Origin of the sequence: Paraburkholderia dipogonis, assembly GCF_046027395.1 — a bacterium.
In the GTDB taxonomy this organism is placed as follows: Bacteria; Pseudomonadota; Gammaproteobacteria; order Burkholderiales; family Burkholderiaceae; genus Paraburkholderia; species Paraburkholderia dipogonis_A.
Window position 1 is genome coordinate 84,532 of record NZ_JAQQEG010000011.1, and the last position, 23,985, is coordinate 108,516.

Annotated in this window: 17 protein-coding genes; 3 read left to right on the top strand and 14 right to left on the bottom strand. The window is 59.9% G+C overall.

Translation table 11 applies throughout. From position 1 onward, the window contains the following. Positions 1 to 37: 37 nt before the first annotated feature. The 6 genes from PQR32_RS13190 to PQR32_RS13215 all read right to left on the bottom strand — a co-directional run bounded on the left by PQR32_RS13190 (position 38) and on the right by PQR32_RS13215 (position 5,483). Positions 38 to 718, bottom strand: coding sequence for a deoxynucleoside kinase (locus tag PQR32_RS13190; protein ID WP_408226924.1), 681 nt, complete (start codon positions 716 to 718; stop codon positions 38 to 40). Beyond that, positions 715 to 1,263 carry a 2-amino-4-hydroxy-6-hydroxymethyldihydropteridine diphosphokinase gene (gene folK / locus PQR32_RS13195; protein ID WP_408226927.1) on the bottom strand — a complete coding sequence of 183 codons (549 nt, stop codon included), beginning with the start codon at positions 1,261 to 1,263 and terminating at the stop codon, positions 715 to 717. The genes PQR32_RS13190 and folK overlap by 4 nt, the downstream gene beginning before the upstream one ends. A 48-nt stretch (positions 1,264 to 1,311) precedes the next feature. Further along, a complete protein-coding gene (gene pcnB, locus PQR32_RS13200; RefSeq protein ID WP_408226930.1) occupies positions 1,312 to 2,895 on the bottom strand; it encodes a polynucleotide adenylyltransferase PcnB in 1,584 nt (527 codons plus the stop codon). Beyond that, positions 2,892 to 3,578 carry a histidinol-phosphatase gene (locus tag PQR32_RS13205; protein WP_408226933.1) on the bottom strand — a complete coding sequence of 229 codons (687 nt, stop codon included), beginning with the start codon at positions 3,576 to 3,578 and terminating at the stop codon, positions 2,892 to 2,894. Before PQR32_RS13205 ends, pcnB begins: the two co-directional genes overlap by 4 nt. Next, on the bottom strand, positions 3,571 to 4,332 hold the full coding sequence (hda, locus tag PQR32_RS13210) for a DnaA regulatory inactivator Hda (protein WP_408226936.1): 762 nt from the start codon (positions 4,330 to 4,332) through the stop codon (positions 3,571 to 3,573). Before hda ends, PQR32_RS13205 begins: the two co-directional genes overlap by 8 nt. Positions 4,333 to 4,406: 74 nt before the next feature. Continuing rightward, positions 4,407 to 5,483: an AI-2E family transporter gene (locus tag PQR32_RS13215; RefSeq protein WP_408226939.1), complete on the bottom strand. Its 1,077-nt coding sequence runs from the start codon at positions 5,481 to 5,483 to the stop codon at positions 4,407 to 4,409. A 109-nt stretch (positions 5,484 to 5,592) separates the two neighbouring features. Here PQR32_RS13215 and purM point away from each other — a divergent pair, with 109 nt between their 5' ends. Next, positions 5,593 to 6,660 carry a phosphoribosylformylglycinamidine cyclo-ligase gene (purM, locus tag PQR32_RS13220; RefSeq protein WP_408226942.1) on the top strand — a complete coding sequence of 356 codons (1,068 nt, stop codon included), beginning with the start codon at positions 5,593 to 5,595 and terminating at the stop codon, positions 6,658 to 6,660. A 71-nt stretch (positions 6,661 to 6,731) separates the two neighbouring features. On the opposite strand, the gene miaA is transcribed toward purM, so the two are convergent. Both miaA and mutL read right to left on the bottom strand, forming a co-directional pair. Then, positions 6,732 to 7,679, bottom strand: coding sequence for a tRNA (adenosine(37)-N6)-dimethylallyltransferase MiaA (gene miaA, locus PQR32_RS13225; RefSeq protein WP_408226945.1), 948 nt, complete (start codon positions 7,677 to 7,679; stop codon positions 6,732 to 6,734). A gap of 33 nt (positions 7,680 to 7,712) precedes the next feature. Beyond that, positions 7,713 to 9,773, bottom strand: a complete 2,061-nt coding sequence (gene mutL / locus PQR32_RS13230) for a DNA mismatch repair endonuclease MutL (protein ID WP_408226948.1) — start codon at positions 9,771 to 9,773, stop codon at positions 7,713 to 7,715. Between the two features lie 206 nt (positions 9,774 to 9,979). Here mutL and PQR32_RS13235 point away from each other — a divergent pair, with 206 nt between their 5' ends. Further along, positions 9,980 to 10,651, top strand: a complete 672-nt coding sequence (locus PQR32_RS13235; RefSeq protein WP_408226951.1) for a DedA family protein — start codon at positions 9,980 to 9,982, stop codon at positions 10,649 to 10,651. Between the two features lie 130 nt (positions 10,652 to 10,781). On the opposite strand, the gene PQR32_RS13240 is transcribed toward PQR32_RS13235, so the two are convergent. The 4 genes from PQR32_RS13240 to PQR32_RS13255 all read right to left on the bottom strand — a co-directional run bounded on the left by PQR32_RS13240 (position 10,782) and on the right by PQR32_RS13255 (position 14,893). Further along, positions 10,782 to 11,594, bottom strand: a complete 813-nt coding sequence (locus PQR32_RS13240) for a mechanosensitive ion channel family protein (RefSeq protein ID WP_408226953.1) — start codon at positions 11,592 to 11,594, stop codon at positions 10,782 to 10,784. A gap of 234 nt (positions 11,595 to 11,828) precedes the next feature. Further along, positions 11,829 to 12,194: a hypothetical protein gene (locus tag PQR32_RS13245; RefSeq protein WP_408227245.1), complete on the bottom strand. Its 366-nt coding sequence runs from the start codon at positions 12,192 to 12,194 to the stop codon at positions 11,829 to 11,831. A 936-nt stretch (positions 12,195 to 13,130) separates the two neighbouring features. After that, a complete protein-coding gene (locus PQR32_RS13250; protein WP_408226955.1) occupies positions 13,131 to 13,964 on the bottom strand; it encodes a hypothetical protein in 834 nt (277 codons plus the stop codon). Between the two features lie 11 nt (positions 13,965 to 13,975). Then, the gene (locus PQR32_RS13255; protein WP_408226957.1) at positions 13,976 to 14,893 is read right to left on the bottom strand and encodes a ComEC/Rec2 family competence protein; all 918 of its coding nucleotides are present in this window, start codon (positions 14,891 to 14,893) and stop codon (positions 13,976 to 13,978) included. 201 nt (positions 14,894 to 15,094) lie between these two features. Here PQR32_RS13255 and PQR32_RS42300 point away from each other — a divergent pair, with 201 nt between their 5' ends. After that, positions 15,095 to 16,096 (top strand): BrxR family helix-turn-helix transcriptional regulator, encoded by a 1,002-nt coding sequence (locus PQR32_RS42300; protein WP_494471418.1) that lies wholly within the window; start codon positions 15,095 to 15,097, stop codon positions 16,094 to 16,096. A gap of 333 nt (positions 16,097 to 16,429) precedes the next feature. On the opposite strand, the gene PQR32_RS13265 is transcribed toward PQR32_RS42300, so the two are convergent. Together PQR32_RS13265 and PQR32_RS13270 are read right to left on the bottom strand one after the other, a co-directional pair. Then, the gene (locus PQR32_RS13265; RefSeq protein WP_408226959.1) at positions 16,430 to 17,758 is read right to left on the bottom strand and encodes a hypothetical protein; all 1,329 of its coding nucleotides are present in this window, start codon (positions 17,756 to 17,758) and stop codon (positions 16,430 to 16,432) included. Next, the gene (locus PQR32_RS13270; RefSeq protein ID WP_408226962.1) at positions 17,748 to 23,648 is read right to left on the bottom strand and encodes a hypothetical protein; all 5,901 of its coding nucleotides are present in this window, start codon (positions 23,646 to 23,648) and stop codon (positions 17,748 to 17,750) included. Before PQR32_RS13270 ends, PQR32_RS13265 begins: the two co-directional genes overlap by 11 nt. Positions 23,649 to 23,985 lie beyond the last annotated feature (337 nt).

Here is a 23,985-nt window from a genome sequence, read left to right on the forward strand (position 1 = left end):
GGTCAATCCGTTGAGAAAAGAGAGGCGGCGGCGCCGCTTAAAGCGACGTGCCTTTGACAAAGAATTCCTTGCGGCCGCGCATGGTTTCGATGCGTTCGGCGAGTAGCGCAAGGTCCGCGTCCGAGTCGAGCGGATTCAGGTGTTCGGCGTTGACCGTCAGCACGGGCGTGCGGTCGTAGTGATAGAAAAACTCGTTGTACGCGTCGCACAAGGCGTGCAGATACGCGTCGGAAATCTGCAACTCCATCGGCACCGCGCGCTTCTGGATGCGCGCGAACAGCACTTCCGGGCTCGCCTGCAGATAGACCACGAAGTCCGGCGCCGGCGCGTTGACGTCGATCCGCGCGGCGAGCGCGCGATACAATTGCCACTCGTCTTCCTGTAGCGTCAGACGCGCGAAGATGTCGTTCTTCTGCGTCATGAAATCGGCGATCAGCGGCGTGCCCGACAGGTGCGCCGCGCTCACGTCCTGTGCCTGCTGCGCGCGCTGCAAGGCAAAGTGCAGTTGCGTGGGCAACGCGTAGCGCGCGGTGTCGCGATAAAAGCGTTCGAGGAAAGGATTGTCCTGCGGCCGTTCAAACAGTTCCTGCATCGACCAGCGCTGTGCGAGTCGGCGTGCGAGCGATGTCTTGCCGACGCCGATCGGCCCTTCGATCGCGAGATAGCCGAACGGAGGCCGCAGTTGCGGCGCCGTGACGGTGAGCGGCGTTGAATTCATTCGCAACGGCCTTTAGGTGTGGTGCTCTCGCCTGCGGCCAATGCATTGAGCATAGGACACTGGCAAGGCCCCTTCACTTTCTCGATGCGCTGATCGCTCACGCCGTTGAGCAGCGCCTCGGCGCGGCCATGTTGCGGGATGATCAGTGCGGGGTCGATCTCGACGAGCGGCACCAGCGCGAAAGCGCGTTCGATCAAACGTGGATGCGGCACGATCAGATCGGCTTCGTCGATCGATTGATCGCCGAACAGCAGGATGTCCAGATCGAGCGTGCGCGGTGCATTGCGAAACGGCCGCTCGCGGCCGAACTGATGCTCGATCTTGTGACAGAGCGCAAGCAGATGCCGCACGGGGAGCGTCGTATCGATCTTCACGACGCAGTTGAAATAATCGTCACCGCCCGCGTCGATCGGGGCAGTGCGATATAGGCTCGACTTGGCGAGCACGGAGATGGTGTGCTGTTGTGCGAGGCACACCACCGCGTCTTTCAGGGTCTGGCGCGCGTCCCCGAGATTCGCGCCGAGGCCGAGATAAGCAACCGTCATGGCATAACTTCCTGCAACTATCGTTCGACGGCAACAGCGAACGCTATGTCAGTCTTCGTGCGGGCCGTCATGGCTCGCGTCGTCGGCTGTGCGTTCGGCTGGCGTGCCGCCCTCCAATCCGTCCCCCGGTTTGCGGTTTCTGGCGCCACTGCTGCGCCGCCGTCGTTTTCTGGGGCTTCGGTCCTTCCCGCCTTGCGTAAGCAATGCCTCACGCGCGGCGATGTCTCCTTCAATGAACTCCGTCCACCACGCACCGACCGACTCATCGAGTTCGCCCGATTCGCAGCGCAACAGGAGGAAATCATACCCCGCTCTAAATCTTTGGTGTTCCAGCAGCTTCAGCGCACTTCTTCCCGAGCGTTTTTCGAGGCGCAACTGCAGGCCCCAGATCTCGCGCATATCCGACGAGAAGCGCTTGTGGATCGCGAGTTTCTCCGTTTGCATGTCGAGGACGTCGTCCATCGCGCGATGCAGTGCGGGTACTGGATACTCGCCGTTCGCTTCAAATTTTTGCCAGCGCTGCTGCACGTCGTGCCACAACAACGTGGCGAACAGGAAGCCCGGCGACACCGGCTTGCCGGCGCGCACGCGGGCATCCGTGTTGTTCAGCGCGAGCGTGATGAATTTTTCGCCGATGGGCTGCTCGAGCACCACGTCGAGCAAAGGCAGCAGGCCATGATGCAGCCCTTCCTGGCGCAGGCGTTTCAAACACGCGAGCGCATGGCCCGACAGCATCAGCTTGAGCATCTCGTCGAACAGACGCGCGGCGGGCACGTTGTTGATCAGATCGGCCATGTTGGCGATCGGCTCGCGGGTGCTGTCCTCGATCTCGAAGTCGAGCTTCGCCGCGAAACGCACCACGCGCAGCATGCGCACCGGATCTTCGCGATAACGCGTTGCCGGGTCGCCGATCATGCGCAACAGACGCGCGCGCATGTCGGCCATGCCGTTGTGATAATCCAGCACGGTTTGAGTGGCCGGATCGTAGTACATCGCGTTGATCGTGAAGTCGCGGCGCGTGGCGTCTTCGTGCTGCTCGCCCCACACGTTATCGCGCAGCACGCGGCCGCTTGCGTCCACCGCGTGCGTGCGGCGGTCGAGTTCGTCGCGCTTCAGGCGGCGCGGCGGCGCGGCGTCTGCGGCGGGCGGATCGACCAGCGCGCGGAACGTCGAGGTCTCGATGATTTCCTGACCGAACTGCACATGCACGATCTGAAACCGGCGGCCGATGATGCGCGCGCGGCGGAACAGCTTTTGCACCTGTTCGGGCGTGGCATCCGTGGCGACGTCGAAGTCTTTCGGCTTGATCCCGAGCAGCAGATCGCGCACCGCCCCGCCGACGATGAACGCGCGGTGACCCGCCTGTTGCAGACCTTCGGTCACGCGAATCGCGTTTCTCGAGATCAGCGCCTGATCGATGCCATGCACGTCGTGCGGAATGATGACCGGCACGTCCGGGTCACGCACGGTCTTGACGGGCGCGCGCGCGGGCTTGCGGCGCGCCTTGCTGGCGCCTGACGGAGTGCGCGCCGGTGCGTTGCCGGTTTCGTCTGCTTCGGCTTCGGCGGGCAGGGTGTCGTCAGCGGGTGCCGCGTCCTGGCCGAATAGCTTGCGGATAAATTTTTTGATCACGAGGGTTGAAAGAGTTCGAGGATGCGCCAGCCTTTGGCCTGCGCATGGGCGCGCAATGTGTCGTCGGGATTCGTCGCGATGGGGTCCGTGACTTTTTCGAGCAGCGGGATGTCGTTGTGCGAATCGCTATAGAAATAGCTGCGCTCGAAGTCGCTCCACGTCTTGCCGAGCGAGGCGAGCCATGCTTCGGTGCGCACGATCTTGCCTTCCTTGTAGCTCGGCGTGCCAGTGGGGCGGCCGGTGTACGGCGAATGCGGCTCGCCGTCGACGGTTTCCGCTTCACAGGCGATCAGCGTGTCGACGCCGAATGCCTGAGCGATCGGACGGGTGATGAATTCGTTGGTGGCGGTGACCACGCAGCACAGGTCGCCGGCTTCGCGGTGTTGCTTCACCAGCTCCAGCGCGACGGGGAAGATCGCCGGCTTGATGACTTCGTGCATGTACTGCGCGTGGAAGTCGGCGAGCTGCGCGCGCGTGTACTTCGACAGCGGCGTGAGCATGGCGATCAGGTAGGCGTGAATGTCGAGCTTGCCGGCTTTGTAGTCGGCGAAAAAGCGGTCGTTTTCACGGGCGAAATTTGCGGCGTCGACCATGCCGTGTTTCACCATGAAGCGGCCCCATTCGTGGTCGCTGTCGGTGGGGATGAGCGTGTGGTCGAGGTCGAAGAGTGCGAGGTTAGCCATGGGGGCCTATTTTACTTGAAGCGGCGGATGACGCGGATGAGGCCGGCGCGGCGCGCCGTTCTTCGGCGTCGGGCGAAGCCAGCATGGTACGCAACAGCGGCAGCGTGACCGCGCGTTTCTGTTCGAGCGAGAAGCGGTCGAGCGCGTCGAGCAGTGCCATCAGACTCGGCATGTCGCGGCGAAAATGTGTGAGCAGGTAGGCCGGCACATCGTCGGCAAGCATGATGCCGCGCTCGCGCGCCGCGTGTTTCAGCACCGCGGCCTTGCCTTCGTCCGGCAGCGGCGCGAGATGAAACACGAGACCCCAGCCGAGCCGCGTGCGCAAATCCTCGCGCACCGTCATGCCGATGGGCGGCGCGTTGCCCGCGGCGACCAGCGCGCTGGTGGGATGCGCGCGCACTTCGTTGAACAGGTTGAAGACGGCGATCTGCTGCGCGGCCGACAGGCCGTCGCAATCGTCGATCGCATAGAGCGCGACGCGCGGGTCGAAGCTGAAGGCGGCGAGACTGCTCTGCGGGCCGGCGAAACGCGCGTGCCCCGGCGACGCTTCGTGCACGAGCGCCTGCAACAGGTGTGTGCGGCCGCTGCCGGACTCGCCCCAGAGGTAGAAGGTGCGATCGGCGACCGGCCCGGCGGCGAGCGCGTTCTCGAGCTCGCGCAAGCGCGTGACCAGCTCGGCGTTGGCGCCGGCGAAGAAATTGTCGAATGTCGATGGCGGCGGGGTGCCGAGATCGAGCGTCAGTTGACGAAGCACAGTAGGTGAATGCCGAAAATGAGGCTTAGGCTGCAAATGGCCCGCAGCGCGGGCCGGAAACATTCGATGAGTGCTCAGTTGTTATAAAGCGCGCTGGTCAGATAACTTTGACGCAACTCGCGCACGGCCACAGACAGAATCGCGCTGACCGGCAACGCCAGCAATACGCCGAAAAAGCCGAACAACTGCCCGAACGCGAGCAACGCGAAGATCACCGCGAGCGGGTGCAGGCCGATCCGTTCGCCGACGAGGCGCGGCGTGAGAAAAAAGCTCTCCAGGATCTGGCCGACACCATAGATCACCGCGACCGCGCCGAAGCCATACCAGTCGCCGAATTGCAGCAGCGCCGCGAGCAGCGCCAGCACGAGGCCGGTTGCAAAACCAATGTACGGGATGAACACCGCGAGCCCCGTAAAAATACCGACCGGCAGCGCGATCTCGAAGCGCGCGATGGTCAACGCCACCGCGTAAAAGACCGCGAGCACGCCCATGACGAGCAGCTGGCCGCGCAGGTACTGCGACAGCATCTGGTCCATGTCGCGCGCGAGTTGCAGGGTCTTGTCGAGCCAGCGGCGCGGCACGACGATTTGCGCACGGGCGAGCATGCGGTTCCAGTCGTACAGCAGATAGAACAACACGAGCGGCACCAGCACGACGTTGCCGACCACGGTCATCATCACGTTGCCACTCGTGCGGATATAGGTCCACGCGTAAAGCGCAACGGTTTGCGCGCTGCCTTCCAGTTGCCCCATGACGAGATCGCGAATACTGGCGAAATCGAGCGAATCGGCGAGTCCCAGCATGGCCAGCTTGGGTTGCAACCACGCGTTTACGTGTGCAAAGAATACAGGCACCTGTTGCTTGAGTTGCGGCGCTTCTTTCTGGATGACAGCCAGAACCAGCAGCACGAGCAGCGTCATCACGAGCGTGAACAGCAGCATCATCAGCAAGGCGGCCAGACCGCGCGGCACGCGCCGGCGCACCATCCACGCGACGCCCGGTTGCAGAATGTACGCGAGAATCGCGCCGAGCAGAAACGGCGTGAGGACCGGACTCAGCAGCCAGAGCAGGATACCGACGCCCAGCGCGATAGCCAGCCAGATGAAGGCGCGCCGCTGAACCGGCGTCAGAATCGAGGAGTTCTCTTGCAAAATTGTTTCCCAGGTGTCGTCGCGACCGGATCAATCGGGATAATTCAATTCCAGCCAGCCGGCCGGCATCGGGTAAAATCGCATTTTACCGACCTTCGAGCTCGTCCCCATGAATCAACCGAAATCCGCCCCGAATTCAACTGATTCGGCCCAAGGTTTGTCGTATCGCGACGCCGGCGTGGACATCGACGCGGGCGACGCCCTTGTCGACGCGATCAAGCCCTTTGCCAAAAAGACGATGCGCGACGGCGTGCTGGGTGGCATCGGCGGGTTCGGCGCGCTGTTCGAAGTGCCGAAGAAGTACAAGGAGCCGGTGCTGGTGTCCGGCACCGACGGCGTCGGCACCAAGCTGCGTCTGGCCTTTCAACTGAACAAACACGACACCGTCGGCCAGGACCTGGTCGCGATGAGCGTGAACGACATTCTCGTGCAGGGCGCCGAGCCGCTGTTCTTCCTCGACTATTTCGCCTGCGGCAAGCTGGACGTCGGCACGGCGGCAACGGTCGTCAAGGGCATCGCGCATGGCTGCGAACTGTCGGGCTGCGCGCTGATCGGCGGCGAGACGGCGGAAATGCCGGGCATGTACCCCGACGGCGAGTACGATCTGGCCGGTTTCGCGGTCGGCGCGGTGGAAAAGAGCAAGATTATCGACGGCAGCACCATCGCCCCGGGCGACATCGTGCTGGGTCTGGCTTCGAGCGGTATCCATTCGAACGGTTTTTCGCTGGTGCGCAAGATCATCGAGCGCGCGCAGCCGGATCTGAACGCGGATTTCGATGGCCGGTCGCTGGCCGACGCGCTGATGGCGCCCACGCATATTTATGTGAAGCCGCTGCTGGCGCTGATGCAGCAGATCGCCGTCAAGGGCATGGCGCACATCACGGGTGGCGGGCTGGTCGAGAATATTCCGCGCGTGTTGCGTGAGGGCCTGACGGCTGAACTGGATCACCGCGGCTGGCCGTTGCCGCCGCTGTTCTCGTGGCTGCAAAAGCACGGCGGCGTGGCGGATGCGGAAATGCACCGCGTGTTCAACTGCGGTATCGGCATGGCCGTGGTCGTGTCCGCTGCGGATGCTGATGCGGCGATCGGTCTGCTGTCGGCTGCCGGCGAGCAGGTCTGGAAGATCGGGGTGATTCGCGAAAGCGCGGCCGGTGAAGCTCAGACGGTAGTGGTCTAAAGACTTGTGAGACCGCGCGGTGTGCGACTAGTCGGCGCCGCGCGGGTTTAAAGCTTCAATGCGTCAAAGTTTCAAAGCAACGCTTCAATCGCTTCAAGCACCCGCGCCGTCGCGTGCGGATCGCAGCAATCCACCACTACCCGCTCTGTCATGCTGCGCAGCCATGTGAGCTGCCGCTTGCACAACTGCCGGGTCGCAAAGACTCCCTTGTCGCGCATGGTCGAATAATCGACGGCGCCATCCAGATATTCCCAGACCTGCCGGTAGCCCACGCAGCGCATGGATGGCATCTCGGGCGATAAGTCGCCGCGTTCGCGCAACTTCACCACTTCATCGACGAAACCGCCGGCCAGCATCGCATCGAAGCGTTTCTCGATGCGCGCGTGAAGCATGCCGCGGTCGGACGGCTCCAGCGCAATGGGTATGAAGCGCCATGCGGCCGCAGCGTCGTCCTGTCGGGCGGGCGCCGCCAGCAAGGCGGACATGGCCTGTCCGGTCAGCATGAAAACTTCGAGCGCTCGCTGAATCCGCTGCGAATCGTTCGGCGCGAGGCGCGCAGCCGTCACGGGATCGATCGAGGCAAGCCGCGCGTGCATGGCCGGCCAGCCTTCGCGTGCGGCGTCGTTATCGAGCGTGGCGCGGACGTTTGCGTCAGCGGCTGGCAGATCGTTGAGCCCTTGCGTGAGCGCCTTGTAGTACAGCATGGTCCCGCCGACCAGCAACGGCAGACGCCCGCGCGCGTGGATCTCGCCGGTCAGCCGCAAGGTGTCGGCGCGGAATTGCGCGGCGGAATAGGCGTCGGTGGGATCGACGATATCGATCAGATGATGCGGCGCCACCGCGCGCTCTTCAGCGGTCGGTTTGGCGGTACCGATATCCATCTCGCGATAGACCAGCGCCGAATCGACGCTGATGATTTCGACCGGACGCCGCGCGGCGAGCGCCAGCGCGGCGGCGGTTTTGCCGGATGCGGTCGGGCCGAGCAGGCACGGCACAACCGTGGGTATGCGCGAAATCATGAGCAAGCGGGCGCCGGTCGAAGCAGCGTCACGTCACTGACCACGCATGAACAGCCGATCGAGATCGGACAGCGTCAACTGATACCACGTGGGACGCCCGTGATTGCATTGATCCGCGCGCTCAGTGGCTTCCATCTGACGCAGCAGCGCGTTCATTTCATCGAGCGTCAGACGACGGTTCGCGCGCACTGCGTGATGGCAGGCGAGCGTGCCGAGCAGCTCGTGCTGACGTTCGGTCAACACGCGTGAGCCGCCGAACGCATGCAGATCGGAGAGGACCGCGCGCGCCAGCGCTTGCAGATCGGCGTCTTTGAGTAGCGCCGGCACGGCACGGATCGCGAGCGTGGTCGGCGACAGCACGGCGAGGTCGAAGCCGAGCGCGTCGAGCGTGTCGCGCTCTTCTTCCACTGTGCCGATTTCGATCGGGTCGGCTTGCATCGACTGCGGGATCAGCAACGGTTGCACGGCAATCGTGCGGTCGGCCAGCGCGTTTTTGAACTGCTCGTACAGAATGCGCTCGTGCGCCGCGTGCATGTCGACGATCACCAGGCCGTGTGCGTTCTGCGCCAGCACGTAGATGCCATGGATCTGGCCGAGCGCGAAGCCGAGCGGCTGCTCGTCGGCGGCATGGAAAGCGGGAGCCGGGTAGGGCGCGGACGCGTTGTACGGCGATGGCGTTTCGGCTGCCGAATCGCGCGCCTCGAAAAGCGTGGCGCCTTCCGCCGTGCCGGCGTTGGTGTCTTTGCGTCCGAAGAGCGCGTCGTAAAACGCGAGCGGTTGCGCGACCGGCAGCGTGCCTTGCGTCATGCGCGCCTGGCGCATCCACGTATTGCCCGCCTGCTGCGACGACGAGCCGAAGCCGCCGCCTGATGCTCCACCCAAGCCGCCACCGAGGCCGCCTGCACCGTTGCCCGCACCGAAACCGACGCCGCCGACGCCCGCGCCACCCAACGGCGTCGCGCCAAACGAAGCCGGTCCGCCAACGGACGGCTCCAGATGCGCCGCATGCCCGCCCGCCGTCGTTTCCGGCGATGCGCCCGCATGTCGTGCCAGCGCGCGCTGCACGGCGTGGAAGACGAATTGGTGGATGGAGCGCGAATCGCGGAACCGCACTTCGATCTTCGACGGATGCACGTTCACATCGACGGCTTCAGGCGGCAGATCGAGGAACAGCACATACGACGGATAGCGCTCGCCGTGCAGCACGTCTTCATAAGCGGCGCGCACGGCGTGCGTGAGCAGCTTGTCGCGCACAAAGCGGCCATTGACGAAAAAATACTGCTGATCGGCCCGCCCGCGGCTCGCGGTCGGCAGGCCCGCGCAACCGTAGACGGCCAACGGTCCGGCGGATTCGTCGAGCGGCAAATGGGCCGTCGCAAACGTATCGCCGAGAATCTTCGCGACCCGCACCGGCGGCTCGCTGGCGTTCCAGTGTTCGACCGCCTTGCCGTTATGCAGCACCGAAATCGCGACATCCGGCCGCGCCAGCGCCGCGCGGCGAATCTGTTCGAGACAATGGCCGAGTTCGGTCTGCTCGCTCTTCAGAAACTTGCGGCGTGCCGGCGTGTTGAAATACAACTCGCGGACTTCGATCGTCGTGCCCTGTGTGCCGGCTGCGGGGCTCAGCACGCCGGTTTCCGCGTCTACGCGCACCGCGTGCGCCGCCTCGGCCGTGCGGCTCGTGATGGTCATCTGCGCGACCGAGGCGATCGACGCCAGCGCCTCGCCACGGAACCCCAGCGTGGCGACCGCTTCCAGTTCGGCAAGCGAGCGGATTTTGCTGGTGGCGTGGCGCATCAGCGCGAGCACGAGTTCGTTTTCGGGGATGCCGCAGCCGTCGTCGGTGATCGAGATGCGCTTGACGCCGCCTTCGTCGAGCAGAATACGCAGCGACTGCGCGCCCGCATCGAGTGCATTTTCCAGCAGTTCCTTGACGACCGAGGCCGGCCGCTCGACCACTTCGCCGGCGGCGATCTGACTGATCAACTGATCGGGAAGGGGCTGGATCGCGCGTAACGGGCGTGGGGCGGGCGCGGCGGCGGAAATCGCGGCCGCGGCGTCGAGGCCGGCAGGCGTTTCGGAAAATTCGGACATGGCGAAATTATAGCGATTTGGCGCGGCAAGCCTGCAGCGGGCGCAAGCGCACCCAGGCGCGGGAGTTTTTTAATTGCGGCCGGGCACTTTCTGTATCATGACGCGGTCAATTTCCGGCGGCGAGTGAGCGCTTGCCGCCATCGCTAACAGGCCTGTTGATACGGCCGTTTCCGCCACCGTCACATTCGCTTAATAAAGGACTCTCTTTGGACACGTTGCTACATTTCGTCAACCTTGTGTTGCACATCGACAAGTTCCTTGGAGACTTTATTCACGTATACGGCGCCTGGGTCTACGCGGTGCTGTTTCTGATCGTGTTCTGCGAAACCGGGCTGGTCATCCTGCCGTTTCTGCCGGGCGATTCGCTGCTGTTCATCGGCGGCGCTTTTTGCGCGACCGGCGAGATGAACATTGGTTTGCTGATCGTGTTGCTGCTCGTGGCGGCCATCAGCGGCAATACCGTCAACTATATGATCGGGCGGGCCATCGGGCCGCGGGTGTTCAATTCGCACATTCCTTTTCTGGAACGCTTCCTCGATCGCAGCGCGCTGCAGAAGACGCACAACTTCTATGAGAAGCACGGCGGCAAAACCATCGTGCTCGCGCGTTTCATTCCGGTGGTGCGGACCTTCGCGCCGTTCGTTGCGGGTGCATCGGAAATGACGGTGAGCCGGTTCCAGTTGTTCAACTTTGCCGGCGCGTTCTTCTGGGTGTTGCTGCTGACGTTGCTCGGCTACTTCTTCGGCAACATTCCGTTTATCCGTCAGTATCTGAATGTGATCGTGCTGGTGGGTATCGGCGCGGCGATCGTGCCCGTCGTGCTTGGCGCGTTGTGGAAGATGATGCGCAAGAACGCGTCAAATCCGGGTAGCCGCTGACGTTTTGTCGCCGAGCTGCCAGATGGAAAAACGGCGTCGCGAAGCTCGCGACGCCGTTTTCGTTTGGTACTTCTGAATCTCGTGAATTTAACAATTCACGACGCGGGACATTCGCGTCGCACGACGATGCTCAGGTCACCGCACGCGGCGCCAGCGGCGTTTCCGGCGTCGGGTAGCCGGCTTCCTTGAACGTCTGGATGATCGCGCGGTTGGTGTCGAAGTAGACCTGCCAATAGTGCTCATTGTGCGCGTAAGGCCGCACGCAAAGCAGGGGGCCTTCCGGCGTGAAGCTCAGCACTTCGACGTCCGGCGCGGGACTCTCTGCCACATTCGGAATCTGCGTGACGGCGGCCTTCAACCGGTTCATCGCATCGGTCGGATCGACGCCGTTGGCGATCTTCGCCGTCAACTCGACACGCCGCACCGGCAGGATGCTGTAGTTCGAGATCGTGTCGGAAAAGATCTTGTTGTTGCCGACGATGGTAGTCACATTGTCGGCCGTCACGATGGTCGTGCCGAACAGCCCCAGCTCCGAGACCGTGCCGGTGACGCCGCCCGCGGTGACGAAATCGCCGACCTTGAACGGCCGCAACACCTGCATGAATACACCCGCCGCGAAGTGGGCAAGCAGGCCGCCCCAAGCGGTGCCGATGGCGAGACCAAGGCCGGCGAGCAGCGCGGCGAACGACGTCGTCTGGACACCGAACACCTGCAGGATCGCGAGTATCAGCAGCAGGTTCAGCAGTGCGCCGAGAATCGAGCCGAGATAATGCGCTAGCGTGGGATCGACCCGGCCGTTGCGCGCCAGCATCTTGCGCAGTAAGCCGGTGATCAGACCGATGAGCCAACGGCCGACGATCCACAGAACGATCGCCCCGACGACCTTGGTGCCGAGGTCGATGCCTCGGGTCATGATGAAGACGCGTACGGTTTCGAGATCCAAGATGTTCCTCGTTGGGTGAGTTGCCTTCGACTGATTGAACAGCGGTGGTGCAATACAGCGGCAAATGCCCGGCGACGGGCGCAAACGGTAACTCGGGGTAACACTCGGTCTTCGGAAGTTATAGGCGACGGCGCGGGCATCCGCAAGGACCGTTCCAGTCGCTCATATCGCATGTCTGGCGGGAAAAGCAGGCGATTCGGCGGACGCATTCGACGCGATGGCGCTTGCCGTGCCTTACATCGGCAGGTTCGATTTCGAATACGGCGAAGTGTGGATGACGAGTGTTTTGCCGGCACTGGCTTTCGCACCGCGCGCGACACGACGCCACGTGAAAGCGACGATGATCGCTAGCAGGTACGCGCAGCCGCGCTCGAAGAACGCAGTCGATGTGCTGAACTGGCCGTAGCGGCTCTGCGAGTCGGCGAATACCAGAAAGGTCAGTGCGGCATCGAGCAGGAGTGCGACCGATGCCAACGCGGCGAATATGTGCGAGCCGTTGAGCGAAGCGCCCGGGATGAAGCGGTTGCACAGATGACATGCGGCCAGCACGAGGGCAAGCAAAGCCAGGTTCGAGAACAGGTCGAACAGAAAATTGGTCATATCGGTGGAATGAAAGCGCAGGGAGCTGCGGCGTTGCCAAAGCGTCTGCTCACGCAGAGTCACAGCGTGTTTCGCTGAACCGGCGGCGATCATTGCACGTCTTTATGTCTCAATAAATGTCCAGTTCGGAGTCCGTTGTTTCCTGTTTGTGACGGTCAGATTGGATTCTGGAAAATGCTGGTTGTGTTGTGTGAAATGCTGGGGAGTGTTGTGGGAAAGGTCTGCGGTCGTCAAAAAAGATGTGGCCGCGTTTCTTTTGTGTAGTTGGATTTCCTCGCCCTTGTCACGGCGCTCGAAGATTTCCGTCGATAAGCGCGCAGCCGCGGCCGGCCAATTATATGTGGCTGTGATATAAATTTTCGCAAACGCTCTTGCGTGACTTGGGGCGTTTGTGCGCGCGAATGAGAAGTGCAGGAGGAGTCGGCGTGAAAATTTTACATTTGCCGGTACCGACAGCGGCGCCACGCGGGGACGCATCCCGTAACCCGCGCCGCAAAAAGAAAAGGGCTTGCACACAAACGCGTGCAAGCCCTTGAATCTTTTGGTAGGCCGTACGGGATTCGAACCTGTGACCAACGGATTAAAAGTGCGAATCAGGGTATAACGCTGCATAGACATTCTACTAAAAATCAAGGACTTGGCGCAACTAGGCCGTAGTCGTTCGCAGTCGAAAGCAGTTGTTCGCGACCGTGTCTGCCTCCAGGCCTGCCTCCCGATTTAGTCGGTTCAGGGCTGTCACCCGACCGAACCGGCGGCCGAAGGGAGCAGAATAAGCTGTGGTTTGGGCGTTCGACTAACCTCCGCATTGCAGTCGGTTTGGAGGGATTTGAGGAATTCGGCCACCACGTAATAGACAGTACGCTGAGCATCGGCCTTCACAGGGCACTTCAGTACCTCGAAACCCCGCGCACCATGAGCGAAGCTAAAAAGATAGTTTCAGGTGTATGGTGACTTCAGGTCGACTGGGGTTGCTGTGGATTCTCCGCGACTCCCGCGCTTTGGGCGAGTACGAACAGGCCTCTTCGGTAGCTCTTCCAACGTCTCCCATAGCCGTTTCGCGTAGCACACACCTGCAAACCACGTAGTGCCAGCAGTGAAGTGAAGACACCATAGTGCCGAAAGGCCAAGCGATACAAGGAACACCAGAATATGGGCGAGGTCTAGACTCGAATCCGTCAGAAACGGCGCGTACAGATGTAGAACACCGCCATGAAGCATGGTTGCGATCATCGTCGCCACGGCGACACAGAACCCGACCCAACGCGAGCCGTAGGCGTTCCGGTTAAATCCGTAAGCGACCAATTCCGTAAAGACAAATGGAAAGCGCTTGAGATCATTGGTAAGCGGCCGCAACTTATCTGCCGCAGCCGCATACGCTTCGTCTGCCTGCGCCGGATTCTGCTTTTCGTCCAACAGGCTAGGCATTACGATTCCCAGCCGAACCGCGATAAGATCGTGGTAGCGGAGCTTGGTTTGCTGAGGCAAGTGCATATCGCGGTGTCTCAGCAGCAGCGTTGACGGCTGGCCGCCCCATCGTCGATATAAACGCTCTTGCGCGCGCACGCCTCGCGTACGAACAAAGCTGGCCAGAAAGTAGGGACCGCCGCACGTCGCAAGTACACTGCTAAGCCCCACGACGATCGGACTCTTTGCGCCATATAGCAGCGCGACGTATGTTATCGCCGGAAGAAGTAACAGCAAACCAGGGAAGAGACGCGCGCGCAATTCGTACTGGTCAAGCATCTTTGCGAAGACTTGGTTCCAGTTCATCGCCATCGCCCCTATGCGGCCTTCACTTGCAACGTGTACTCGGTTTCAACAGTGATGCTGCCGATGTAATTGCCGAAGATGTCACACCTCCCTTCGTCGGTCAAATGATCGACGGTGTAGACAGGATCCGAGACATAAAAATGGACCTTGTCGTCCACGCACTCCATCGTTACGTCGCCAGCGCGGTTCTGGGTGATCGTCTCGTAGCCAGTGTAATAGTGCAGATGACGCGACGGGGCCTCACCGATGATAATGATCTGAGGATCCAATTTTTCGAGCCACGAGTCCGGGATTTTTCCGGATTCCCGGCCGTGGTGCGACGCGAAGACGACGGTAGTCTTCTCAAGGTGGATATGGTCGGTGATTTCTTCCATGAAGTCGTGCTCCAGGTCACCCAGCCACATCACACTTGCACCGTCAGCGACTTTATATCGAATAACGGTCGAAACGTTGTTGTAGCTCTCTCCGGCGTTGCAGGCTGCGAGCGCCGTCTTGAAATCCAAATTGTTGGTGTCCGGCCACAGGACACTGATGCCCGAGCTATCCCGATCGGCATCGGAAAGGTTCATCCACTTGCGGAAGCACCCCTTGTACAGGTGGAACGCTTTCGTTGCGTCATCGCGAAGCGAGCAATAACGCTTGAACGACTCCGTCTCCACCTCCTTGATCGCCTTGTTATTGACCACGTAAAAGTTCGTGATCGGCATCGCATCATCCAGGAGCTCGATCCCTCCGAAGTGATCCTGATCGGGATGGGTAGAGATGAAGCGAGTAATCCCTTTGTCGAGGGATTCACGCTTGAGCTCCTTGATGCGGAGCGGACCAGTTGCGGCGCTAAGATTACAGTCGATAATGGTGAAGTTATCGCTGTTGTGTTTGACGTAGAACATGTCGCCGTGTGCCACGGCGAAGCTTTTTACGATCGACATTGGTGAAATACCTTCGTAGGAGTGGACGAGCCCTCGAACGTTGTCTCGGGCCTGAGCAGCCTCCTACGGTCGCAGGGAGCTGACTGACGCGCGCACCAACCGCCACCGTTGTCCCGCGAGGGATTTCTTGCGGCCTGCAGCGATTGCCAGTAAAGTAAATATACGCATATTTTCTATACGCGTCAACTTTCTATACGGACCATGACCGATCAACCCAAACATCATCGCCCTAGCCCGAGTGCCAAATCCCCAGACCGAACGACACAAGGCACCAGCCTAGCTAGGGCAAATCCGGAAGTTGACTCTCGTCCGGGTAAGAAGAAGGGGTCCGTCAGCGGCGATTTAGGGCAGGTTAAGTGGAGCCAAGAGCGCCGACTGCAATTCATCGATTTCCGGCTGCAGTGGGAGGGCCGGATCAACCGTAGGGATGTGACCGATTTCTTTAAAATCTCGGTGCCTCAGGCGTCAGCTGACATCTCTCGCTATGTTGAACTCGCAGGTGGCAATTTGCAGTACGACACCAGTTCGCGGACATACATCGCGTCGCCTAGCTTTACCCCCCTCTTTGAGTCCAGTGGACCAAGACAGTACCTTTCACAATTGCTAGCGCTCGAACGAAAAATACTAGTTGATGACCAAACGTTCTTGTCGTGCCGCCCCCCCGTTGCTTCTGTTCCCCTTCCGTCAAGAACGATCGAATCCAAGACGTTGGCCCTCATGCTTAGAGCAATCACGGAGCGGGCAATGCTAGAGATTCGATACCAGTCAATCGCTCGTGATGAAGAACAGGCGCGGTACATCAGCCCACATGCATTTGGATACGACGGTGTACGTTGGCATGTGCGGGCCTACTGCCATCTCCGCAAAGGTTTCAGGGATTTTGTTTTCGGACGGATTCTGTGTGCGGGACGGCCGACTGCATCCGTCATTGACTCAGCCGAAGATCTGGAGTGGAACACTCATGTTGAAATCGTTCTTACACCTAATGATTTGCTTACTCCGGAACAACGCCGAGGCGTAGAAATCGATTACGGTATGAGCGACGGTAAGGTGACAATCGAGTGCCGCCAAGCGATGCTGTTTTACACGCTACGAACGCTCAATTTCGAGGCAAATGGCTTAGCTCGAAAAGGTGAACGGCAGCTTGTTATCGCCAACCTCAAAGATATCAAGCCTTTTTTACCCAAACCCGGCCAAACCTGACTACAGGAGCACCCGGCCACTGGGACATCTGCTACCCATGCAGTGCGCTGAGTGGGATGAAAAAAGCAAAACTTAATGTCGCGGGCCGCAGCGGCAGACCTTACCAATGCTGGACAGATCAAATAAGAAACCGAGTCCGAACACGTGTTGCATGCCGGCAGGCTTGGACTATCTGGTCGCTGGAAGGGGTTTCTGGTCGAGACACTGTTGTCGCCACTAGAAGAGGCGAATTGCCTATTCTCAACGGCGTGGCCCTGCGACTCGAACGGTCAAGATGCGGTGCCCGCCACATTGCCGTGGCAGCGCCGCACCATGAAGCGTGCCGCCGTCCCGCTACCCGGGGGTATCAAAAGACTCAAGCATCCGGTGCGCCCATTGCACATGACGCCAGCCTACGTAATGACCATGTGCAATCGAGTTGCGAAGGCGCAATGCGTTCCAGTAGACGTCTGAAACCGCTTTGGTCGGACAACTCATCAGATTCTCGCCTAGCGAGGCGAATGCCCAAAGATCTTCTGCACGCTCAGGTCGTATGGGAAACGCATTCGGGTAGACGATAAAATCGTCGTTGCCGTCCTTAAATCTCTGGTGTGCGTCGACCGTTTTTGTCGACGCCTTGTTTAGGTCTTGTCGTCCATGGAGTCGGCTCTTGATCTGGCTCTCGAACTTCAGACAGAGCGACAGGACCTCCGCCGCCAAGGGAGAACATACTAACTGGTGGCGAAGCGACCATACCTGTTTTTTCGGGAGCGACGGAAAGGCCAACAGCGCTCTGGACGCCCACGGGACGACGTGGAAACTATTCATTGCAGGTGGTCGCCAAAGTAGACCCTTGGCAAACAATTCTGCTCTCAATGCTTGTTGCCTCGTCGGCTCCAGTTGGTCAACCTCACCCCCGACGCACATCAACTCGCAAAGAGCTGCTCTTCCAGAGTGACTTGCCAATCGCGCGTCCGCGTGTCCTTGGAGGCCCTGCTCCAACGCTTCATCGTCACCGGCCTCGGAGTCCTCAATCTCTCCCGTGAGTGATAGCGCATATCCCAAACTCCCACCTGCCTCCCAGGCAGCCCGGTGGTGGAGATATGAGGGCCAGATAGTGTTCACCGTGCCGATCGACGATGTGTCGGCAAGAACAGGGTGCGAGGCTCGACCGCTCAGATAGTCGCAGACCGGCTCCGTGTTGACGACGCCACGGTCGTCGATCACAAGCACACACAAGCGCACCGGGCTAGAAGCCTTACGGTAATGCTCCAGTAGGTTGACCAGTGTTTCCCAGTCACGCGGATCGACCGGCGCAGATTCCGTGAAGACTAGCAGCAACGAACGATCGAGCAGACGACTCCTGATTCTGTCGCGGGCCTCGAAAGGGCTAATTGTCGGATCGAACTCAAAGTCATGAAGCAGCGCCTGGACAGGGGTGCCAAACGCCCCCCCGCATTCGATCCTCCTGACATCCAGCCGACATTCGCCGCCGTTAATGCCATGCACGAAACGCGCAACAGATGGGAGCAGCAAGCTACCAATTTCGGCGCTCTCAGTGCGAATGACGCAAACGCCCCCCTCATGCAACCATGGCTTTGCCTCTGCCCACGCACCGAACTGCCTTGAACCGCGAAACGACCAAGGTGACGAGAAACCGGCTAGAGAGACATCAAGTTGCATGTTGCGGCCCCAGCGCCTTGATCAATCGCACTAGGGCCCCGGATGCGTCGAAGCGGACGCGCCCCAGTGATCGTGAATTCGATGTTGTGCCCGCTTCAGTCTTCTGGGGTAAAAGTCCTGCCTCGATGAGTAGTTTCAACGCCGCCCAGTCGCCTGGTTCGCTCAGTGGCGCATCTTCATCATCACGACGATGTTCCACCAACGCCCAATACTCGGGGAGTTCGCGCTCCAAGTCGAATTCTTCGGCGACCTCCTCCGCTACGAGTACGGCCATCTTCAATAGTTCGATCTCTCGAGGCGTCAAACCATCAGCCAAGGACGTATCACTCAGCTTGCGTGCAACTGCTGGTAGCGCCGCTTCGAGTTGCGACAGTGCAGCGTCCAGATCGTCTTGTGTGACATCCGTGCCCGGGGCGTGGGGCAGCAACTGGTTGAGCGAATCAGCGAGAAATGGAACTAGCGACGTCGCTTTCGCGATCTTGGCGATTGCATCGCTCGTCTTGAAATGAAGTGCCCTGGCGTCCTCGAACCACCAGGCCAACGTCGCTTCCGTCAAGCGGCCAAGCGCGACCACCTCGACGGGTATCTCGCCCCCGTCCAGGGCGTATCTTCTTGCAGTACGCTGCAGATCCATGCCTCCGATCAACACCAAGGGACGGCTCACACAAGTAGGGAGAAAGGCAAGCCAGTCACGGGTCGCCACATCGCCAAAGACTCGCTTTCCGTCCGCCACGAGTGCCGGTATCGTCTCGGGTCGCGCTGATTCCGCGAGAGCTTCACGTTCGCAACCCAAGCGATCCGGGACACCACACTTTTTATCAAGCAACGCGGCGGTCCAGTGACCTCCGATGACGACCAATTTGCAGACATCGATATTGTCTTGGTGATACCAGTAACGAACGATGTCCAGTGCGCTCTCAGAGAGCACGCATTCAGCGAGGCGCCGTTGGGAAGCTCCGGCGCGGATGGCTTGTATCTGCTGTCTTACCTCCAGTGCAACCTCTGATTGTTGCGTCAGCACCGGCAAGAAGTGAGGAAACCGGAGTCTATACTCCCGAACGCCAAATCGCGGCGCATCCGACACATTCAGGAGTTCGCGGTCAATGAAGTCTCGTAGGTTTCGCTCGATCTCCGCCAGCGGCGACGCATCAATTCGCTCGAGCCAATCGAGATTTGCATCGATTTCGCGCAGTTTAGCCAGCACTTGGACAGGACCGTCAGTCAGTGCGAGGCCAGGCTCCAGGTCCTTCAGCGCAAGCAGCGTTGCCCCGAACACGACTGCGCCCCTCCGATTGCCCTGAAAATTGTTATTGACGACTGTCTTGATCTCATCGAGTACACCCTGCTCACCTAACGTTGCGAGCACCTCGTCGTGAGTAACTGTTAGGGTCTCTCGGTTCGCGGAACGGGTTGCGCGTCTGAGGCGCTTCACGAGGTTCTCACCGAATCGGATCAGGACGGCGGGCTGGAATCCGCAACGCATTGCTACAAACGGTGCGTGGTTTCCTAGAGCAATACCGATACGCGCAAGCATTCCTTGGAGGAAGTGCACGGCTTCTTCCTCGGCCAAGGGACGCAGGACCAGCACATCGCCCGCATTCGCCCAGACACCGCCTCTCGTATTGGTGACTCTGTAGCCTGAGAAGATCGTCCGGATGCGAGGTAACTGATTCCCATCCACCTGGGCTGGCAGTTCCTTCATCATGCGGAAGCTAAGAGAGCCCTCACGATCGGTGTCATAACGTGCGAGTTGGCCCTCGACGAAAGCGTCGGCTTCATCAAGTATCAGAAGTACACTGTGCCGTGGCTTCTCGTTTAAAAACCGTTTCATATACGCTGAGAATCGTTCTGCGGGCGACTGTTCCTTAAATCCGGTCGCTTCTTGCAGGCCGAAGCGTTGGGTCATTTCATCAAGGATGCAGTCGACAATCCACCGCTCGGACTCTCCGCCTGCAATCGTGATGAAGAAGACGCTCAACTCATTACCAGACGGAAGCTGATAGCCATCGAACGTCTTAGCCACATACTTGAGTAGCGCGCTCTTTCCCAATTTACGCCCGGAAAACACGCGCGAATAAGACCAGCCGAGCGCGACCTTCAGCGCTTCCTGCGTCCGTCCGGTATATGTTTCTAGTCGAACGTGCTGACCGTCGAGGCTCGAAAAGGGCGAGGCTCGATCAAGGTCTAGCTGCTCCAGCAATATTTCAAGGAAAGGTATGAAATCGTGCCCGTCGGCCACAGCGGAGGCGGCACATAACCTACACAGATCGACGTCATCAATGATCGCAGCCGCGATGCCGCGTTTACGCAACCCCCCACTGAGGTCATCCCTGCGCGCTGGCGGGATCGCGGGCGCAAGGAATACAACTAAGGACCCTGGCGCCTCACTGCTGGCGGCCTTGCTCCAGTCATCCAGGACGCTTGCGCCATAGCTCGCGTGATGCGGCGACGGCGCTATGACAATCTGGCTAAAGTCGGCCAGTTGAGGAAGAAAGGTCGGATTTAGCCTCGATTTCTGGAAGTAGCTTCGAATCGTCTCACAACTGATGATTGTCTTACGTTCCCTATGCTCTCGCAGATCGACGAGCTTCACAGGGAATCGTTTCTGGTTCTCGTTTGTCGAGCGTCCCGCCTCGCCGCTAATTACCGCGTAAAACAACCGTGGCATCCCGTCTCGCTGGTTCGGCTCAAGCACCCTCGACGTCCAAGCTTCCGTCAACCGGTTCAGCTCGGGGGTGGCGCCCCGAAAATCATCGGCTAACTTCGTCCTAGGCTCGGTCCACGTCTTGACCGCATCGTCGCGCCAGATCGTCCGGCGACCAGCCAAGCGATCTGATACGGCCTTCGGCACTTCGCCGGTGTGAAAGAGCGCGATGCCCGCGCGGTAGTCGTCGGACTCGAAATAGGTCTCGATGCGCCCGACGAGATCCTCCGATTTGCCGCGCGCGACATCGAGAAGGGCCTTCGCTGAAACATCACGATGTAGTGTGGCCTTGGCTATTATCTGCCCCAGCCAAGTTAGCAGAAGGAGACTCTTCGTAATCGAGGCGCTTGCTGCAGCACCGACAGCGGTCAGTGATTTGGCTTCATTTACGACGATTTTGAGCCTCCACTCAACAGGAGACATCAGTTCGTTGCTCGAGCCCCAGATTCGCTCCATTTGCTTTGTTGCCTCGAACGCGCGGTCTTGAAGCTCCAATGCATACCGATGCAACAACGTTCGCTCATGCGACTGCAGCACATTAGTGCTCGATAGGGCTGCCAAAATGTCGCGCCGCTCGCCATCGGCAGCAATGTTTCTCAAAGCGGTCAACAGCGTGCTGTCGTCATCGACCGGGGTCGGCTCTGACGTTCGCCAGTCCAATAATAGAACGCTGACCGGGACCGGATCCTCGAAGTTCAGAACCCGAATACCATCGCGAGCGATTCCGCGCTGTTTCAACGCATTCGGATTCAGATATCTGATGATGTCCGCGTGATTTATCAAATATCCCGCTTTAATCCGCATCCCATCGACCTGAGGCTTCCCTGTCAATGCAGCAGAAAACATTGAGGCGCACAAACGGTCGGTCGTGTCCGACGATGAGCCGGAAAGGAGTCTCAAACCCGCGTCATGCGGAATGCCATCATAGGAGGCGCGTGCGCGATACTGTTGAGCCGTATGCTTTTCCAGTGCATCGGCAACGTGACTAATGGCTGTGACGATCTGTTGAGCGGCACTGTCTGCCGCCGACCTGTCTTGGTGTCTGACGTTTGCTCCGTCCATGATCCGCTTGAACGAGCGGGCGAGGCCCTCAACGCGCGCGCTGATCCTGTCAGCGGTCCACTTCAACTGCGCGGCAACCTTCGGGTTGGTTGGAGCTAGATCGTCTCTGAGTGGCGCAACCTCTCCTTCGACGAATTTTGTCCACGCGGCTCGGCAGTGGGTCCGCTGGAGTTTCCCGCCCGCCGCGCTCCATAAAGTTGCTACTTCCGTTCTGAGGGCGGCTTGGGCCGAGCGAAGGGCAGCCTCGATATCTTCCAGCGTTTCCTCCGGCCCATCGAGGAGACGAGCACGCAGAGAATCGAGCGGGTTGAGCTGCGCCGCCCACCCGCCAAGCAGAAAATGCACTATATCGCTGAGCGCTGGATCGTTATACGATGCGTGTTCCAGCAGTATCCCCACTTCGGCGTGGGTGAACGAGAACGGAAGCGTCGGCCGCAATGCCTCCAGCATTAGCTCAATGCCAAACGTCGGCTGCGCTGGTGATTGCGGCGAGGCAAGCCCCTTGCGCAGTCGCTCGGGCCGAGCGATGTCCCGGCCAGCACCAGGGGAGTCCGGTGCAGACAAGAGCTCGTCGGCACTCGCAAGAGCGTCTAGGTCAAAGGGAACTGGAGCCGCAAGGGCGTAAGTTGCCCGAGCGAAGAGGTAGGCAATGCCCGCTTCCCCGAGCTGCCATGCCTCAAGGGTGCGTCTCGTGAGTTCTGAACAAAAGCCAGGGGCGGTCCATGGCGCCGGCACGACCGTGCCTCTCGCGTCAACCCAATGAGACTTGCAGAACGCTTCGAATGCTTCGAATTCAGAAGATAGAGTCTGTGAGCTGGCTAGCCTAGCCGGTGCGAGCGCCGGTTGGAAAGTATCAGCCCCTCCCTCGACTGCTTGCCCTTCGTCGGGCGGCGAAATGGTTTCGTCGTTCGGAGAGATCGACGGCTTGGTTTGCAGCACCTTCTCTGCCTGGGTACCGTCGACATTCAAGCATTTTTGTTCGGTCACCTCGTCGTCGGCCACAGGCATCGAAGCTTGTTTCTCGACGTCGACCACCGCTGGCGTCGCTATCTGTTCAGCGTCAGCTTGCGGGCCGGACTGCACGACGAGGCTTTTCAGGACCGGCTGTGGGGCAGACGGTGCGACGGAAGCGCTTGCAATCTGCGTTGGACCGCTCTCGATTTCGTTCCTCACATTGGCGGAAGCGGTACCAAAGAGCAGTTTTCCTCGCACGGCTGCGGCGGCTACGGCTTTTCCAAAGATTACCTCCGCCTCGCCCTGCAGTTGAGCAGCCTCCTCATCGCCTAGTTTTTCACCCTCATCAATGAGCCGAATGAGCGCTCCCACGGCTCGCTCAGCCGGCGCGGTGTCGACGTGTGCCTTTAGCGCGTGTTCTAACTCGTCGCACCGTATCTGTACTTTTGCGTGGCCGGCGAACGTCGGGTCAGTCTTGTGCTCGATTGAACGACACCGTGCAAGGTTGGACAGCACTCGAATTTTCTGGTCGCGCGCATCGAGCGCAGCCTCGAGGTCCGCAATGCTCGAAGTCGACACCATCAACTCATTAGCAGCATGTGCGTACAAACCGTGAATTTGCTTCCAGACGTCGATAGCCGGTTTCAGGTTCGGAACGTTGCCTGTCGCAACATCGGCAACCACGTCAGCCAATTGCACCTCAAGGTCTCCGAGTCCGTTCTTAATCGCGAGCAGTGTGTCGGCATCGATTGATATGCAGTCCGGCTCGCCGGGTGTCGGCGCAACGTTGGTCTCATGCGGCTGACTCTGCGCAGGCAGGGGGGAGGGTGCGAAATTGGAGTCTGGCCTTAATTGCTTGAGGGTGTCGAACGCGAGCGTCAACTTGTCCCACGAAGAATCGGACAGCATCAGGCCACCGCAGACCAAGGCCAGTTCGTCCGCCGGGTAATCGGAGGTGAGTTGATAGACCTGACGCTTCGCTTCTTCTGGGGTAAAGTCTGGTATTTCCCCCTTCCGCATGCCCTTTTCGTCGCGCGGACAATTCACGGAATCCAAGAGGGCGTTCAGCGTCTCACGTCTTGTATTCTGTATCCAGTGGCACAGCGCGCCGGCCAGGAACGGCTCAGCGTGAGGGAATGCGAAGAGGCGGTCCTTGTGCTTGCAGATCAAGCGATTCAGCTCGGTCGTCGACAGGTCACGAACCGCGCCCGGTATCAAGACAGTTGGCCGACTGATGCTTCTTCCAGAGTCAGCCTCCCTGAGTCCAGCGCATAATCTTCTATAAAGAGAACTGCGGTGATTCAACTCGCGTGCTTGAATACCCGCAAACTTCCAGAGTTCAGCTTGTTCTCGGGCGTCAAGCATCTGCCATACCGTCTGAAGTCCGATCGCCCGAGGGCGTACGTCCTCTGCTGCATTACTTTCCGCCATTTCGGCCCCATTCTAAACTCGTTATTCTTATTACTATTTTGCCCTACATTTATCCTTGTGTGATGCGGAGAACGGA

Excerpts from the sequence above, each read along its gene's own strand:
- PQR32_RS13245 (WP_408227245.1), bottom strand. The coding sequence starts at position 12,194 with ATGACCAATTTTCTGTTCGACCTGTTCTCGAACCTGGCTTTGCTTGCC.
- PQR32_RS13205 (WP_408226933.1), bottom strand. The coding sequence starts at position 3,578 with ATGGCTAACCTCGCACTCTTCGACCTCGACCACACGCTCATCCCCACC.
- purM (WP_408226942.1), top strand. The coding sequence starts at position 5,593 with ATGAATCAACCGAAATCCGCCCCGAATTCAACTGATTCGGCCCAAGGT.
- PQR32_RS42300 (WP_494471418.1), top strand. The coding sequence starts at position 15,095 with ATGACCGATCAACCCAAACATCATCGCCCTAGCCCGAGTGCCAAATCC.
- folK (WP_408226927.1), bottom strand. The coding sequence starts at position 1,263 with ATGACGGTTGCTTATCTCGGCCTCGGCGCGAATCTCGGGGACGCGCGC.
- mutL (WP_408226948.1), bottom strand. The coding sequence starts at position 9,773 with ATGTCCGAATTTTCCGAAACGCCTGCCGGCCTCGACGCCGCGGCCGCG.
- miaA (WP_408226945.1), bottom strand. The coding sequence starts at position 7,679 with ATGATTTCGCGCATACCCACGGTTGTGCCGTGCCTGCTCGGCCCGACC.
- PQR32_RS13250 (WP_408226955.1), bottom strand. The coding sequence starts at position 13,964 with ATGAACTGGAACCAAGTCTTCGCAAAGATGCTTGACCAGTACGAATTG.
- PQR32_RS13265 (WP_408226959.1), bottom strand. The coding sequence starts at position 17,758 with ATGCAACTTGATGTCTCTCTAGCCGGTTTCTCGTCACCTTGGTCGTTT.
- PQR32_RS13190 (WP_408226924.1), bottom strand. The coding sequence starts at position 718 with ATGAATTCAACGCCGCTCACCGTCACGGCGCCGCAACTGCGGCCTCCG.
- PQR32_RS13255 (WP_408226957.1), bottom strand. The coding sequence starts at position 14,893 with ATGTCGATCGTAAAAAGCTTCGCCGTGGCACACGGCGACATGTTCTAC.